The organism is Arthrobacter sp. E1SS-5 (assembly GCF_057073715.1).
In genome coordinates this window covers 3811221-3824965 of the sequence record NZ_CP172703.1, presented here as the reverse complement: position 1 = coordinate 3824965, position 13745 = coordinate 3811221, and the positions used below count along the sequence as shown (strand labels likewise).

General features: G+C 66.6%; 14 protein-coding genes. 5 read left to right on the top strand and 9 right to left on the bottom strand.

The genetic code is table 11. The features are described 5' to 3' along the window. Positions 1–213 precede the first annotated feature (213 nt). Positions 214–486, top strand: a complete 273-nt coding sequence (locus ACIGJD_RS17920) for a hypothetical protein (protein ID WP_483687352.1) — start codon at positions 214–216, stop codon at positions 484–486. Positions 487–681: 195 nt separating this feature from the next. On the opposite strand, the gene ACIGJD_RS17915 is transcribed toward ACIGJD_RS17920, so the two are convergent. Both ACIGJD_RS17915 and ACIGJD_RS17910 read right to left on the bottom strand, forming a co-directional pair. Next, entirely contained in the window at positions 682–1254 is a 573-nt protein-coding gene (locus ACIGJD_RS17915) for a GNAT family N-acetyltransferase (RefSeq protein ID WP_483687351.1), read from the bottom strand. Between the two features lie 9 nt (positions 1255–1263). Further along, positions 1264–1656: a hypothetical protein gene (locus ACIGJD_RS17910; protein ID WP_483687350.1), complete on the bottom strand. Its 393-nt coding sequence runs from the start codon at positions 1654–1656 to the stop codon at positions 1264–1266. Between the two features lie 92 nt (positions 1657–1748). On the opposite strand from ACIGJD_RS17910, the gene ACIGJD_RS17905 reads away from it, so the two are divergent. Then, positions 1749–3140 carry an MFS transporter gene (locus ACIGJD_RS17905; protein WP_483687349.1) on the top strand — a complete coding sequence of 464 codons (1392 nt, stop codon included), beginning with the start codon at positions 1749–1751 and terminating at the stop codon, positions 3138–3140. 62 nt (positions 3141–3202) lie between these two features. Here ACIGJD_RS17905 and bcp read toward each other — a convergent pair whose 3' ends face one another. The 7 genes from bcp to ACIGJD_RS17870 all read right to left on the bottom strand — a co-directional run bounded on the left by bcp (position 3203) and on the right by ACIGJD_RS17870 (position 10641). Continuing rightward, positions 3203–3682, bottom strand: coding sequence for a thioredoxin-dependent thiol peroxidase (bcp, locus tag ACIGJD_RS17900; protein ID WP_142132472.1), 480 nt, complete (start codon positions 3680–3682; stop codon positions 3203–3205). 81 nt (positions 3683–3763) lie between these two features. Next, positions 3764–4414, bottom strand: coding sequence for a winged helix-turn-helix domain-containing protein (locus tag ACIGJD_RS17895; protein ID WP_483687348.1), 651 nt, complete (start codon positions 4412–4414; stop codon positions 3764–3766). Positions 4415–4423: 9 nt separating this feature from the next. Next, on the bottom strand, positions 4424–5767 hold the full coding sequence (gene allB, locus ACIGJD_RS17890; protein ID WP_483687347.1) for an allantoinase AllB: 1344 nt from the start codon (positions 5765–5767) through the stop codon (positions 4424–4426). Continuing rightward, the gene (locus tag ACIGJD_RS17885) at positions 5760–6953 is read right to left on the bottom strand and encodes a glycerate kinase (protein ID WP_483687346.1); all 1194 of its coding nucleotides are present in this window, start codon (positions 6951–6953) and stop codon (positions 5760–5762) included. The genes allB and ACIGJD_RS17885 overlap by 8 nt, the downstream gene beginning before the upstream one ends. Positions 6954–6955: 2 nt before the next feature. Continuing rightward, positions 6956–8746: a glyoxylate carboligase gene (gene gcl / locus ACIGJD_RS17880; RefSeq protein ID WP_483687345.1), complete on the bottom strand. Its 1791-nt coding sequence runs from the start codon at positions 8744–8746 to the stop codon at positions 6956–6958. Between the two features lie 164 nt (positions 8747–8910). Continuing rightward, complete coding sequence (locus ACIGJD_RS17875; protein ID WP_483687344.1) at positions 8911–9789, bottom strand: 2-hydroxy-3-oxopropionate reductase; 879 nt, start codon at positions 9787–9789, stop codon at positions 8911–8913. Positions 9790–9840: 51 nt separating this feature from the next. Next, positions 9841–10641, bottom strand: coding sequence for a hydroxypyruvate isomerase family protein (locus ACIGJD_RS17870; RefSeq protein ID WP_483687343.1), 801 nt, complete (start codon positions 10639–10641; stop codon positions 9841–9843). Positions 10642–10834: 193 nt separating this feature from the next. Here ACIGJD_RS17870 and ACIGJD_RS17865 point away from each other — a divergent pair, with 193 nt between their 5' ends. From ACIGJD_RS17865 to ACIGJD_RS17855, 3 genes are all read left to right on the top strand, one after another. Beyond that, on the top strand, positions 10835–11689 hold the full coding sequence (locus ACIGJD_RS17865) for a hypothetical protein (RefSeq protein WP_483687342.1): 855 nt from the start codon (positions 10835–10837) through the stop codon (positions 11687–11689). A gap of 80 nt (positions 11690–11769) precedes the next feature. Continuing rightward, the gene (locus ACIGJD_RS17860; RefSeq protein ID WP_483687341.1) at positions 11770–12828 is read left to right on the top strand and encodes a LacI family DNA-binding transcriptional regulator; all 1059 of its coding nucleotides are present in this window, start codon (positions 11770–11772) and stop codon (positions 12826–12828) included. Positions 12829–12928: 100 nt separating this feature from the next. Beyond that, on the top strand, positions 12929–13672 hold the full coding sequence (locus ACIGJD_RS17855) for an MBL fold metallo-hydrolase (RefSeq protein ID WP_483687340.1): 744 nt from the start codon (positions 12929–12931) through the stop codon (positions 13670–13672). The last annotated feature ends 73 nt before the right edge of the window (positions 13673–13745 follow it).

Below are 13745 nucleotides of genomic sequence, written 5' to 3'. Positions count from 1 at the left end.
ACTTGCCTGACAGGGCTGTTGGCTGCCCTTTTCGGCCCTGCGCCGTCCTGCTTTTCAGCAGATCTTGCGGAAATCTTGGCATCTGCTTGCCGGGACGTTGAGGTGCGGCGGCCACACTCGAAGGGACGCAGCAGCTTCCAGGAAACAGCGTACGACGACGACACCGCGCGGAGGCTGTACGGCTTGCGGAAGGCGGGGAAGCCAATGGAACAAATGAAGAGGAAGGGAGCGGACAAAGCCAAAGCATTGCTTCGCCTCTACTTCCACTCACGCAAAGTACGGGCGGCGGCCAGGGAACTGGCGCACGCGCTCGCCGAATCACGGGAAGTATCCAGCTGGCCGGGGGACCGGCTCCCGGTGGGGGAGGAGATGTCCCGGCACGTGGAGAAACTGACCCGCCGGCTGAAGCTGGAGACCGAGGCGCACCATCGGCTCGAAGTCCTTTTTAAAACTGCGGGTGGAGGGCATTCCGTAGCGGCGCTTTAGGTGCCACACTTAGCAGCAATCGATTGGCTGGGGGATAGTCAGGAGATTGTTGTGAGCTTGTTGCTTGGCTGGTCGTACCTAATGGCGGGGCTGATGACCATGGACGCGATGCTCCTGGCGTTGTGGGCCATGGAGGTTGACTGGGGCAAGTACTGGCGCCGGAAGTAGCTCCCACCGGAGTCGTTGAAGCCCCGTTTAGCCCAGCATCAAGCGCATCAGCACCCGGGGGAACCCGTTCAGCACCGACGTCGTGTCCGCCGCCTTGGTGAAGCCCGCGTCCTCGAAAAGTTTGCGGGTGCCCACGTAAGCCATGGTGAGGTCAACTTTGCTGCCGCCGTTATCCACCGGATAGCCCTCAACTACGGGCGCCCCGTAGGACCGTGCCATCTCGACGGCGCCGGCCAGGAGATAGTGCGAGATTCCTTTTCCTCGGTGCCCGGGGCGTACGCGGAGGCACCAGACCGACCAGGCGTCCCGCTCATCAACGTGCGGGATCTTCCTGTTGCGGGCGAAACTGGTGTCCGCGCGTGGGTGCACCGCTGCCCAGCCGACTGGTTCGCCGCCGTCGTACGCCAGAACCCCGGGCGGTGGGTCCTGGCCCACCAGCTGCCTGACCAGTTCTCCGCGTTCTTCGCCCCGCAGGGCGACGTTCTGCTTCGAGGGGATCCGGTAACTCAGGCACCAGCAGACGGTGGCATCCGGCCGCTTGGGTCCCACCAGTGTTTTGACGTCCTCGAAGTTTGTGGCCGGGCGCACCTCGATCACCATGCGGCCATCCTAGTCTTCGGGGATCCGGCCGATGCTCCACGCCGCCACCCTGCGGACGTCCACCCTGGTTGCCTGCAGCGGCACCGTGACACCTCCTGAGAGCAGGACGGGTCCCAGGAAATGGAGGTACCTTGGCTCACCCTCTGTGCCGGCATCGCCCGCAGTGGGCTCCAAGGAGTCGAGGATCCCGGCGATGGCCCAGCTGCCGACCCGTACCTGGTCATTCTGGCGCTGCGTCCAGGCCTGCTCCGACACGACAGATCCGGAAATGACGCTGCCGGCAACCACCACGGTGAGTTCCATGGTGGCATCGGGGCCTGCCCCAAAGACCGAGTCCAACAGCAGCAGGAGGCGGGGATCCGCGCCGTCTTCCGGAGCTTCCTTATCCGTCACGTTGTCCATGCCCGTCCTTTCCTTAATGGCTGGAGCTGATTGCCTGATCAACCCAGTCTCCACCCTGTCGGCCCCCGTTGCGCCTCACTAGACTGGGACCCATGACCCAGCAGGAACCGGGCAGTGCCGCTGCGGATCCCCAAACCCTTCCCGTCTCCCTGCGAACGCCGCGTGAGCGCTCCCGCACCTTCGCCGGAATCCTGGTCAACACCGCCCTGGCCAATATCACCACCAGCTACCTGTGGTTCGCCCTGACTTTCTGGCTCTACCTGGAGACGCGCAATGTGATCGCCACCGGCGTGGTGGGCGGCGCTTACATGCTGTTGATTGCGCTGTCCAGCATCAGCTTCGGCACTTTCGTGGACCGTTACCGCAAGCTGGCCGTGATGCGCTTCGCCGCCGGATTCACCCTGGTGATGTTCGTGCTGTCCGGGGTGATGTTCCTGCTGACGCCTGCGGCATCGTTGCTGGACCTGGGGCAGCCGTGGTTCTGGGTGTTCACCCTGATCATCCTGATCGGCGCCGTGGTGGAAAACCTGCGGAACATTGCCCTGTCCACCACCGTCACTATCCTCATCGAGCCGGAACGCCGCGCCAACGCCAACGGCCTGGTGGGTATGGTGCAGGGGCTGATGTTCATCGTCACCTCCCTGCTGTCCGGGCTCTCCGTCGGACTGCTGGGCATGGGCTGGACCATCGCCGTCGCACTGGTGCTCACGGCACTCGCCGCGGCGCACCTGTTGACCCTGCGGATGCCTGAGGAGTTACACGTGGCGGCATCGGACGCCCACGGCGGCTTCGACCTGCGGGGCTCTTTGGCGGCGGTGCTGGCAATCTCCGGGCTGTTCGCACTCATCGTGTTTTCCACGTTCAACAACTTCATCGGCGGCGTCTACATGGCGCTGATGGACCCCTACGGTCTTGAAATGTTCTCCGTGGAGATGTGGGGCGCTGTCTTTGCGTTTGGGTGCACCGGGTTTCTCATCGGCGGTGCCCTGATCGGCAAGTTCGGGCTGGGCGCGAACCCCCTGCGCACCCTGCTGACGGCGGTGGCCGCCATGGGTGTGCTCGGTGCGGTCTTCACACTTCGGGAGTGGGCGTGGCTCTACATCCTGGGGATCTGGCTGTACCTGGTGCTGGTCCCGTTCGTGGAGGCAGCCGAGCAAACCGTCATCCAGCGGGTGGTGCCGCTGGAGCGGCAGGGCCGGGTCTTCGGTTTCGCCATGGCCTTCGAGTCCGCCGCAGCGCCCGTCACAGCGTTCGTCATCGCCCCCATCGCCCAGTTCTGGATCATTCCTTATGCGCGGTCGGCCGAGGGCGCCGCCGTCCTGGCCCCGCTGCTGGGCGAGGGCACGTCCCGCGGCATCGCCCTGGTGTTCCTGGCGGCCGGCATCATCATGATCGCGGCCGCCCTGCTGGCCTTCCTCACCCCGGTCTACCGCCGGGTGTCGGCATCGTATGCGCAGACGGCAGAAGCGAAGGCGGCAGGTTAAACGCCGGACGCCCCAGCACGTGCTGGGGCGTCCGGGGAAGACTGCAGGAAGTGATGGCTAGTTTAGACTCCCAGGGCTTCCTTGAGGCGGGCGACGTGGCCGTCGGCCTGGACCTGGTACTGGGCCAGGGTGACGTTTCCTTCGGGGTCCACCACAACCGTGGAGCGGACAATCCCTTCGTGGATTTCGCCGTTGACCAGCTTTTCGCCCCAGGCGCCGTAGGCCAGGGCGACAGCATGGTCGGGGTCGGAGAGCAACGGGAAGGTCAGGGAGAAGTCGCCGCTGAAGCCGGCCAGGGCTTCCTGGGCGTCGGGCGAAATGCCGACAACTTCATAGCCCTTGCCCTGGAGGGAGGCAAGGCTGTCGCGGAAGTCGCAGGCCTCGGTGGTGCAACCGGGGGTTGCGGCCTTGGGGTAGAAGTACACGATGACGTTCTTGCCACGGTAATCGGCCAAGGAGGTTTCCCGGCCCTGGGCGTCCCGGAGGGTGAAATCAGGAGCCGGGGTGCCGGGCTGAAGCTTGGTGGTCAGGGTGGGGCTCATGGCGTTCCTTTGTAAGACTCGGTCAGTGATGGCCAAACATCAAGTGAAGCGGGTTGCCGCTTATTGATACAAACCAGCGCGTCATATGCAGTATTCCGCGGGTCCCCGAACCGCCGCATGCGGGCCGGGAACAAACTGGTATCCGCCGCCGCGTACCGTGGCCACGGCATGGCGGGCGTTGCCCAGTTTCTTGCGGATCCTGCCCACGTAGACGTCGATGGAACGTGCGGTAGCGCCGGGGAAATCCAGTGATTCCAGGAACTCCTGCAGTTCCTCGCGGCCCACCGTGCGGGACAGGTGCGTCACCAGGTACCGCAGCACCTTGTACTCGACGCCGGTCAGCGCTACCGGGCTGCCGTCCAGCAGGACGGAGTCGGCGGCGAGGTCCACGGCGACCCGGCTGACGGGGCCGGCCGACGGCGGCAAGCGGGTGCCGCCGTCGGGCTTTGAAAGTGCCGGGCTGGTTGCCTCCGCCGCAGAGGAAGCGCGGGAGGAGTCATCTTTTGCTTCCTCCACGGCGGACGTGGGGGCTCCGGCGGCAGGCCAATGGACTTCCGCCTCCGGAGCAGTCTCGAGGGCCCTCGCAAGGACCATTTGGGCGGCGTGGCGCAGGATTTCCGGGCTGGTTCCTTCAGCCGGTACCACCCATACGGCAAGGCCACGGGCAGCGGCCTTGCGTGAAACAAATCCTGGCCTGGCCCCCGCCCCTGGGTAGTGTGCTTCCACTGCCATGGCGCGCCCTTATACGCCGCCGCGGCGGATCAGCTTGCCCGTAGGGGTCTGGCCGTCCACTACGGCGCCGCGGAGGTAGGTCTTGCGCACCACGCCGGACAGCGCCTTGCCGTCGTACGGGGTGATGGGGTTCTTGTGCTTGAGCTTGGAGACGTCCACCACGAAGGCCTCGTCCGGCGCGAAGATGGAGAAGTCGGCGTCGTAGCCCAGCGCCAGCTGTCCCTTGTTGGTCAGTCGGGCCAGGTTGGCGGGCTTCTCTGCCATCCAGGACACCACCTGTTCCAGCGGGATGCCACGCTGGCGGGCTTCGGTCCAGATCAGGGCCAGGCCCAGCTGCAGTGACGAGACGCCGCCCCAGGCCACGGCGAAGTCGCCGTTTTCCAGGTCCTTGAGGTCAAGGGTGGAGGGGGAGTGGTCCGAGACGATGCAGTCGATGGTGCCGTCCTGCAGGCCCTGCCACAGCAGCTCGCGGTTGGACGCTTCGCGGATGGGCGGGCAGCACTTGTAGGCGGTGGCACCGTCCGGGATTTCCTCCGCCATCAGCGTGAGGTAATGCGGGCATGTTTCCACGGTGAGCTTGACGCCGTCGCGCTTGGCGGAGGCGATCATGGGCAGGGCGTCCGACGATGACAGGTGCAGGATGTGCGCCCGGGCCCCGGTCCAGCGTGCCCGTTCGATGACCTCGGCGATGGCCTTGTTCTCGGCGCCGCGGGGGCGGGAGGCCAGGAAGGTTTCGTAGTGGTCCCCGCCCGGGTGGGGTGCGCGGTCGATGGCGTGGGAGTCCTCGGCGTGGACGATCATGAGCGAGTCGAAGGTCTTCAGCTCGGCCATGTCCTCTTCCATCTCGTCCGCGTCCAGGTGCGGGAACTCGTCCACACCGGAGTGGAGCAGGAAGCACTTGAAGCCGAAGACGCCCTCGTCGTGCAGGGGGCGCAGGTCGGCCTTGTTGCCGGGGATGGCTCCGCCCCAGAATCCGACGTCGATGAACGCCTGGTCCTCGGCCACCTCGCGCTTGAGCTTGAGGTTGTCCACCGTGGTGGTGGGCGGGACGGAGTTCAGCGGCATGTCGATGATGGTGGTGACGCCGCCGGCTGCCGCGGCGCGGGTGGCGGAGGCGAAGCCCTCCCACTCTGTGCGGCCGGGCTCGTTGACATGGACGTGGGTGTCCACCAGGCCGGGGAGCAGGGTTTCATCATCGGCCAGTTCGATGACTTCGGCGCCGGCCAGGCCGTTGCCCAGCGGTTCGATGGCCACGATCCTGCCGTTGCGGACGCCTACCTCGCGCGGCGCGATGCCGGCGGTGGTAAGGATGCGCTGGCCCCGGATGACGAGGTCAAAACGTTCTTCAGACACGGAGGTCCTCCTTGGTACTTGCGGCGGCGGGCCTGTTGGCCGCCAACCCCGCACTGATTTGGGTGCCAAGCTGCTCCAGCAGCGGCCCAGCCTCTGCTATGCACCTGTTTACATCGGTTTCGAGCGCCGTCAAAGCGTAGACGTCCTCGAATCCGGCGGCCGCCGCCTGGGCCTGGTCCAGGGTGGTCCGGCCGCAGACGGCGATGACCGGAACACCCTGCGCCGCCGCCGACCGGGCAACACCCATGGGGGTCTTGCCCAGCAGGCTTTGCTCGTCCAGGCTGCCTTCTCCGGTGATCACCAGGTCCGCGCCGCCAAGGCGTTCAGCCAGACCGGTGAATTCCAGGACGACATCGATGCCCGGCCGCCGCGTTGCGGCCAGTGCGGCGATGGCGGCGTAACCTACCCCGCCGGCCGCCCCGGCTCCGGGAGCCTCGGCGGCCTTGACGGCGCGGAATCCGATTTCCCTGGCCAGGACTTCGACAAACCTGGCCAGGGCGGCGTCGAGCATGCCGACGTCTTGGGGTGTGGCGCCCTTCTGCGGACCGAACACCGCGGCGGCGCCTTGCGCGCCCAGCAGCGGGTTGTCCACGTCGGATGCCAGCACAAATCGTGTGTCCACCAGCCGGGGTTCGAAATCGGTGAAGTCGATGCTGTGCAGGTTCGCCAACGCAGCCCCGCCCGGTGGGAGTTCGTTGTTCCTGTTGTCCAGGAACCTGGCGCCGAGCCCCTGCAGGAGCCCCGCACCGCCGTCGGTATTGGCACTGCCGCCCACGCCGAGCACGATCCTCCGGCAGCCGGCGTCGAGCGCTGCGCGGATGAGCTGGCCGGTGCCCAGGCTGGTGGCAGTGGTGGCCTCAGCCGGGGTGGGCCGTCCGCCCTTCTGGACGCTTGGCACCAGGGCAAGTCCGGACGCGGCGGCCATCTCAATCACGGCCTCCTGGCCCCGGACCGCGTAGTCCGCCTCCACCGGCTGCCCGGTAGGACCGCTCACCGTTGCCGTTCGGCGGGTGAAACCGGAGCCGACGGCGGCATCGAGGGTGCCCTCGCCGCCGTCGGCCACCGGAATCCGGACCACGTCAAGGTTGCCGCCGGCACCGCGCTGCAGGCCCTTTTCCAGGTGGCTGCACACCTCCGGGGCTGACAGCGATCCCTTGAACTTGTCCGGGGCAATTACCACGCGCATGGTTATGCCTGCAGGGCCAGGATGGCGGTGGGGGCGTCGGCGGCGGTCTCGGCCAGTTCCTCGAACTCGTTCACGGCGTTGATTTCCACGCCCATGGAGATGTTGGTGACCTTTTCCAGGATCACTTCCACCACCACGGGAACCTGGAACTCACCCATCAGGGCCTTGGCCTTGTCGAACGCGGCGGCGAGGTCGCTGGGGTCCTCCACGCGGACGGCCTTGCAGCCCAGGCCCTCGGCCACCTTCAGGTGGTCAACGCCGTAGCCGCGGGTGTCCTCCGACAGGTGCGCGCTGTTGATGTTCTCGAACGCCAGGGACACGTTCTGCTCCATGTTGAAGCCGCGCTGGGACTGGCGGATCAGGCCCAGGTAGGAGTTGTTCACCACTACGTGGATGTAGGGCAGGTTGAACTGCGCGCCCACGGCCAGCTCTTCGATCATGAACTGAAAGTCGTAGTCGCCGGAGAGGGCCACCACGGTCTGGTCCGGGTTGGAACGGGCCACGCCGAGCGCGGCCGGGGCGGTCCAGCCCAGGGGACCTGCCTGGCCGGCGTTGATCCACTTGCGGGGGCCGAACACGTGCAGCATCTGCGCGCCGGCGATCTGGGACAGGCCGATGGTGGACACGTAAACGGTGTCGCGGCCGAAGGACTTGTTCATCTCCTCGTACACGCGCTGCGGCTTGATGGGGATGTTTTCGAAGTGCGTCTTGCGGTGCAGGGAGGCCTTGCGGTCCGCGCATTCGGCAACCCAGGCGCTGTAGTCCGGCAGGGACCCTGCCGCCTTGCGCTCCTTGGCGAGCTCAACCAGCCCTGCCAGCGCCGCGCCGGCGTCGGACGCAATGCCCAGGTCCGGCGAGAACACGCGGCCGATCTGCGTGGGCTCGATGTCGATGTGCACGAACTTGCGGCCCGCGGTGTAGGTTTCCAGGCCGCCGGTGTGGCGGTTGGCCCAGCGGTTGCCGATGCCGATCACGAAGTCGGACTGCAGGTAGTTCTCGTTGCCGTAGCGGTGGCTGGTCTGCAGGCCCACCATGCCGGCCATCAGCTGGTGGTCGTCCGGGATGGTGCCCCAGCCCATCAGGGTGGGGATGACCGGCACGTTCAGGGTCTCGGCCAGTTCCACGAGCTGCGCGGAGGCGCCGGCGTTGATGATGCCGCCGCCGGCCACGATCAGCGGGTGCTTGGCGGCCAGGAGCATGTCCAGGGCCTTTTCCAGCTGCTTGCGGCTGGCCTTGGGCTTTTCGATGGGGAGGGGCTCGTAGGTGTCGATGTCGAATTCGATCTCGGCCATCTGCACGTCGATGGGCAGGTCCAGCAGCACGGGGCCGGGGCGGCCGGAGCGCATCAGCTGGAAAGCCTTCTGGAACGCGCCGGGAACCTGGCCGGGTTCCAGGATGGTCATGGCCATCTTGGTGACGGGGGCGGCGATGGACTCGATGTCCACGGCCTGGAAGTCTTCCTTGTGCAGCTTGGACACCGGGGCCTGGCCGGTGATGCAGAGCATGGGGATGGAATCGGCCCAGGCGGCGTAAAGGCCGGTGATCATGTCCGTGCCGGCGGGGCCGGAGGTGCCGATGCAGATGCCGATGTTGCCGTCCTTGGCGCGGGAGAAGCCGTCGGCCATGTGGCTGGCGCCTTCAACGTGGCGGGCCAGGGTGTGCCGGATGCCGCCGTGGGCGCGCATGGCGGAGTAGAAGGGGTTGATGGCTGCGCCTGGCAGGCCGAACGCCTCGATGGCGCCTTCCTTTTCCAGGATGGCCACCGCTGCATCAACGGTACGCATCTTGCTCATGGGGTGCTCCTTGAAAGCTTGGAAAGTCTGTTTTTGGGTGTGCTGAAGTACCCCCACGAACCGTCGTGGGGCACTTTGGGGAGGCTCGCCGTCGTAATGGACGACGGCGGCCGGCGTGTCCGTGTCGAAGTGCCCCGTTTTGGCGGGGCTGCTTCAGGCCTGGGTTACTTGCGGCCGGAGAGCTGGAGGACCTGCTTGAAGAGTCCGGAGTGGTCCAGTGCGCCGTCGCCCTGGTTGACGGTGGCGGCGACGAGCTGGGCGACGACGGCGCCGAGCGGGATGGCGACGTTGGCTTCGCGGGCGGCGGAGGTGACGATGCCCAGGTCCTTGTGGTGGAGGGCGAGGCGGAAGCCGGGGTCGAAGTTGCGGTCCAGCATCTTCTGGCCCTTCTGGTCCAGGACCTTGGAGCCGGCGAGGCCCCCGCCGAGGACCTTGAGGGCGGCGTCAGTGTCCACGCCGTAGGCCTCGAGGAAAGCGATGGCTTCGCCGAGGACCTCAATGTTCACGGCGACGATCAGCTGGTTGGCTGCCTTGACGGTCTGGCCGGAGCCGGAGGGGCCCACGTGGACGATGGTCTTGCCGACGGCGTTCAGGACGTCCTGGGCGTCGTCGAAGTCTGCCTTCTCGCCGCCGACCATGATGGAGAGCACCGCGTCGATGGCTCCCTGTTCGCCGCCGGAGACCGGGGCATCGAGGGGGCGGATACCGGCTTCCTTGGCGTCTGCTGCCAGGCGGACCGCAACGTCGGGGCGGATGCTGGAGGCATCGATCCACAGTGCGCCCTGCTTGGCGTTGGCGAAGACACCGTCCTTGCCGCTGACAACACCTTCGACGTCGGGGGAGTCCGGCACCATGGTGATGACGACGTCGGCATCCTTGACGGCGTCCGCGATGCTCGAGGCGCCCTTGCCGCCCTCGGAGACCAGCTTGTCGATTTTGTCCTGGCTGCGGTTGAAGCCGGTGACGGTGTGGCCGGCCTTGACCAGGTTGATGGCCATGGGCAGGCCCATGATTCCGAGTCCGATGACTGCAACGTTGCTCATGATGGTTCTCTTTCTGAAGTCTTAGTGGTCTTGCCGGTGTGCGGTGGTGGATCAGCGGGCGACGCGCTCGCGGATGGCCCAGCTGAAGGCCGTTTCCTGCGGTTCCTTGTACTCGAGGCCGATGTAGCCTTCGTAGCCGAGTTCGCGGCTGCGGGCGATCCATTCGCCGAGCGGGAGGGTACCGGTGCCGGGTGCGCCGCGGCCGGGGTTGTCCGCGATCTGGATGTGGCCGAAGTCCTTGGCGTGGTTCTCAATGACGGCCTGGACGTCGTCGCCGTTGACTGCCAGGTGGTAGAAGTCGGCGAGGAGCTTGATGTTTTCGACGCCGGACTCCTCCTTGACGCGGGCGATGACCTTGAGTGCGTCGTCGGCGGTGAGGAGTGGGTACTTGGGTGCGCCGCTGACCGGTTCGAGGAGGACGGTGCCGCCGATGCGGGCGACGCCTTCAGCTGCTGCCGCCAGGTTCTTGGCGGCCAGTTCGTCCTGCTCTTCGGGGGTGAATTCGTCCTGCCGGTTGCCGTAAAGGGCGTTGAAGGCCTTGCAGCCCAGGCGCTCGCCGATGCCGGCCACGACGTCGATATTGTCCTTGAACTCCGAGCAGCGTCCCTTCCAGGACACCAGGCCGCGGTCGCCGCCGGGCATGTTGCCGGCGTTGAAGTTCAGGCCGGTGAGCTGGACGCCGGCGTCCGTAATGGCGTTCTCGAACTTGGTGATTTCACTGTCCGCCGGGACGGACGTCTCGAAGGGCCACCAGAACTCGACGGCGTCGAAGCCTGCTGCCTTTGCGGCGGCTGGGCGCTCGAGCAGGGGCAGCTCCGTGAGGAGGATGGAGCAGTTCACTGTGTACGTCATCGTAGGTCCTTCCGAGGGAGGGGCTTTGATCTATCTTCCCGCGCTTCCGGCATCCTTACCGTTTCCGCTTTGTGGAATTTAGATTCTGCTTTATGAAAAGTGTAGGGAAGGTGGGGTGGGGTAGTCAAGACCGGGCGTGGGCACCAAACTGAGAGGAGGTAACCCCTCGCTGCGGGAATGGATTGGAGCGATCATGACCGGCGCCCGCCTCCGTCTTCTGGCCTGGCTCGTTGCTTTGGCCGGCTTCCTTGCAGCATGCACGCCGGGAGTGCAGCTCCAGGATGCGGCGACTGCTCCCGCTTCGTCGGGTGCTGCTTCCGCGGACGCTTCTACGGGTGCTTCGGCCAGCCCCAGTACAGCTGGCACTGCCTTGGCACCTCCGCCGGCTCCCGTCCCCGCGGAGCCAGCGCCAGGTCCGGCCGCGGCTCCCGCCCCGGCTCCGGTGCCCCAACAGTTCGCTCTCAACCTGTACCGGGAGGGGGACTTCGTGCCGCAGTACACCTTCGACTGGTGCGTGGCCGCGAGCATCCAGATGGCGCATAATCTCATCGACGACACCGGCGGCGGAACCTGGGCCGACCGCAACCAGCAAAGCCAACTGTGGGAGATGGCCCGCGCCCGCTCGTCCGACTCGTTCAACGGGGCCAACCCGTTCGGCTGGGCGCAGGTGCTGACCTTGTCTGGAATGGGACCGTACGGCGTCGTCAGCGTTCCCGACTACCAGGAAGCGCTGCGGACGGCGGCGCGTGCCATCACCGAAACGGGGCGTCCCGTCGGCCTGGTGATGTGGAGCGGCCGGCATGCCTGGGTGATGAGCGGCTTCGAATCGCTCGGCGATCCCCGCCAGTTCCCGGACTTCCCGGTGACCGGCATTCACGTCCTGGACCCGCTGTACCCCTACGGGAGCCAGCAGTGGGGGCCGTCCCCTGCGCCGAATGCTCTGCTGACCCCGGAGCAGCTGGCTACCCAGTTCGTGGTCCGGGAGCCGCGGCGTTGGAGCAGCAGCCTGCCCGCCGGCTACCTGCTGGTGCTGCCGCAGGCCGGCTGACCTGGCTGCATGCCTTGCCGGGCATCAGGGAACATCCATCGGGGCCGATAGCCTAGAGCCCAAAGGTGGGTGGGAGACAGGTGAGCAGCAGGATTATCGGCATCAAGGACGTGGCGGTGGCCGCCGGCGTCTCCGCTACTACCGTTTCCCACGTCCTGAACGACGTTCCGTACGCCAGGGTCAGTCCGGAAACCCGCAACAAGGTGCGGTCCGCGGCGGCGCAGCTGGGGTACGGGCCAAACCGCCTGGCCCAGGCCCTGCGTACCCAGCGCACCGGCATGCTGGGCCTGGTCTGCGAGGACATCGCCGCCACGCCCCACGCCGGCCGGATCATCCTGGGTGCGGAGGAGGCCGCCAAAGCGCGGGGCTACAACCTCCTGATCATCAACACGTCAGCCGGGGCCAGCCTTGCGTCCCGCCAGGCCGACGTAGCGGCGCTCATGGACCGTCGCGTGGATGGCATCCTGTACGCCACCATGCATCAGCGAAAGGTGGAGCTGCCAGCCAATGTGGGCAGCGTGCCCGCAGTCCTGGTCGGCTCCGGGGCGGGGGAGCCGGAAGTTCCGGCGGTGGCTCCGGATGAGGAAGGCGGCATGCGCGACGCCGTACAGGCCCTCCTTGATGCGGGCCACACCCGCATCGGCTTCATCTGCGGCGCCGACGGTGATCACTCAACGCGCCCGCTGGTCCAGGCCTTCCGAGCCACGCTTGACGAAGCAGGGCTCGACGGCGGCGCGGCACCTGTGGAGTCAGGGGTCCTGGAGGCGGAGGGCGGCTATTGGGCAGCCCGCCGCATTTTGTCGTGCAAGGACGGCGCCGACATGCCTACCGCATTCTTTTGCTGGAACGACCTGATGGCGATGGGTGCCTACAGTGCGGCTGCCGAGTCGGGACTCTCAATTCCCGGTGACCTTTCCATCATCAGCTTCGCTGACCAGGAATTGATCGCAGACAATTTGCGCCCGGCCCTGACCACTGTGGAACTGCCGCATTACGGGATGGGTGCCCGGGCGGTCGGGCTCCTGATTGACGCCGTCGAGGGGGCTGATCTTTCCCTGACGGCAGCTCAGCCGGCCATAGTTGGCTGCACGTTGGTGGCCCGCGGTTCTGTCGCTGCCCCGCCCGGCCAGGCAACCTGACCAGTTCCTGCCTGTACCGTGAACGCGTTCACGGCAATGCCGCCATCGGTTCCCCCGCCATCGCGGCGTTAGGTTCACTGTTCCTGGGTACTTTCCTTGCATGCTTATCCCCAACGTCGCAGAAGGCGTCCACCTGATCACCCACGCCAACGTCAACTGCTATGCGATTGAGGATGACCACGGCGTGACCTTGGTGGATGCGGGCCTGCCCAGCATGTGGCCCATGCTCACGCAGCTCCTGGAGGAACGGAACCGGCGCCCGCAGGACGTGAAGGCGCTGGTCCTCACCCACGGTCACTTCGACCACGTCGGCTTTGCGCTGCGGGCACACAGGCAATGGGGGATCCCGGTGCTGGTCCATGCGGAGGACGCCCGCCTGGCGGCGCACCCCTACCGCTACAAGCCGCAGCGCAACCGCTTCCTCTACCCCTTCACGCATCCCAAGTCGCTCCCGGCACTAAGCCGGATGGCGGCAGCCGGAGCCCTGACGGTGAAAGGCATCTCCGACACCAAGCCGCTGGGCACCGGGGTGGCGGACGCCGTCACCGGGCGTCCCGACGTCGTCCATGCTCCCGGCCACACCGACGGGCACTGCATCCTGCACCTGCCGGACCGGGGCGTCCTCCTCACCGGCGACGCCCTGGTGACACTCGACCCGTACACCGGCCAGTCCGGACCCCAGATCGTGGCATCCGCCGCCACCAAGGACACGGGACAGGCGCTGGCGTCGCTGGAGGCCATTGCGGCCACGGGAGCAACCACGCTGTTGCCCGGCCATGGCATGCCTTGGAAAGAGGGTGCGGAAGCAGCGGTCCGTGAGGCACGGCGGATCGGCGCGCACTGACCGGAGGGCTCGAGCAGGCATGAACCAAAAGGTCCCCGGCGCCATTGAACGCGCCGGGGACCTTTCGACGGGC

Bases quoted from the DNA above. Each gene is read 5' to 3' on its own strand.
- ACIGJD_RS17870 (WP_483687343.1), bottom strand. From the start codon at position 10,641: ATGACGTACACAGTGAACTGCTCCATCCTCCTCACGGAGCTGCCCCTG.
- ACIGJD_RS17895 (WP_483687348.1), bottom strand. From the start codon at position 4,414: ATGGCAGTGGAAGCACACTACCCAGGGGCGGGGGCCAGGCCAGGATTT.
- ACIGJD_RS17905 (WP_483687349.1), top strand. From the start codon at position 1,749: ATGACCCAGCAGGAACCGGGCAGTGCCGCTGCGGATCCCCAAACCCTT.
- ACIGJD_RS17910 (WP_483687350.1), bottom strand. From the start codon at position 1,656: ATGGACAACGTGACGGATAAGGAAGCTCCGGAAGACGGCGCGGATCCC.
- ACIGJD_RS17865 (WP_483687342.1), top strand. From the start codon at position 10,835: ATGACCGGCGCCCGCCTCCGTCTTCTGGCCTGGCTCGTTGCTTTGGCC.
- ACIGJD_RS17915 (WP_483687351.1), bottom strand. From the start codon at position 1,254: ATGGTGATCGAGGTGCGCCCGGCCACAAACTTCGAGGACGTCAAAACA.
- ACIGJD_RS17855 (WP_483687340.1), top strand. From the start codon at position 12,929: ATGCTTATCCCCAACGTCGCAGAAGGCGTCCACCTGATCACCCACGCC.
- bcp (WP_142132472.1), bottom strand. From the start codon at position 3,682: ATGAGCCCCACCCTGACCACCAAGCTTCAGCCCGGCACCCCGGCTCCT.
- ACIGJD_RS17920 (WP_483687352.1), top strand. From the start codon at position 214: ATGAAGAGGAAGGGAGCGGACAAAGCCAAAGCATTGCTTCGCCTCTAC.
- ACIGJD_RS17885 (WP_483687346.1), bottom strand. From the start codon at position 6,953: ATGCGCGTGGTAATTGCCCCGGACAAGTTCAAGGGATCGCTGTCAGCC.
- gcl (WP_483687345.1), bottom strand. From the start codon at position 8,746: ATGAGCAAGATGCGTACCGTTGATGCAGCGGTGGCCATCCTGGAAAAG.
- ACIGJD_RS17875 (WP_483687344.1), bottom strand. From the start codon at position 9,789: ATGAGCAACGTTGCAGTCATCGGACTCGGAATCATGGGCCTGCCCATG.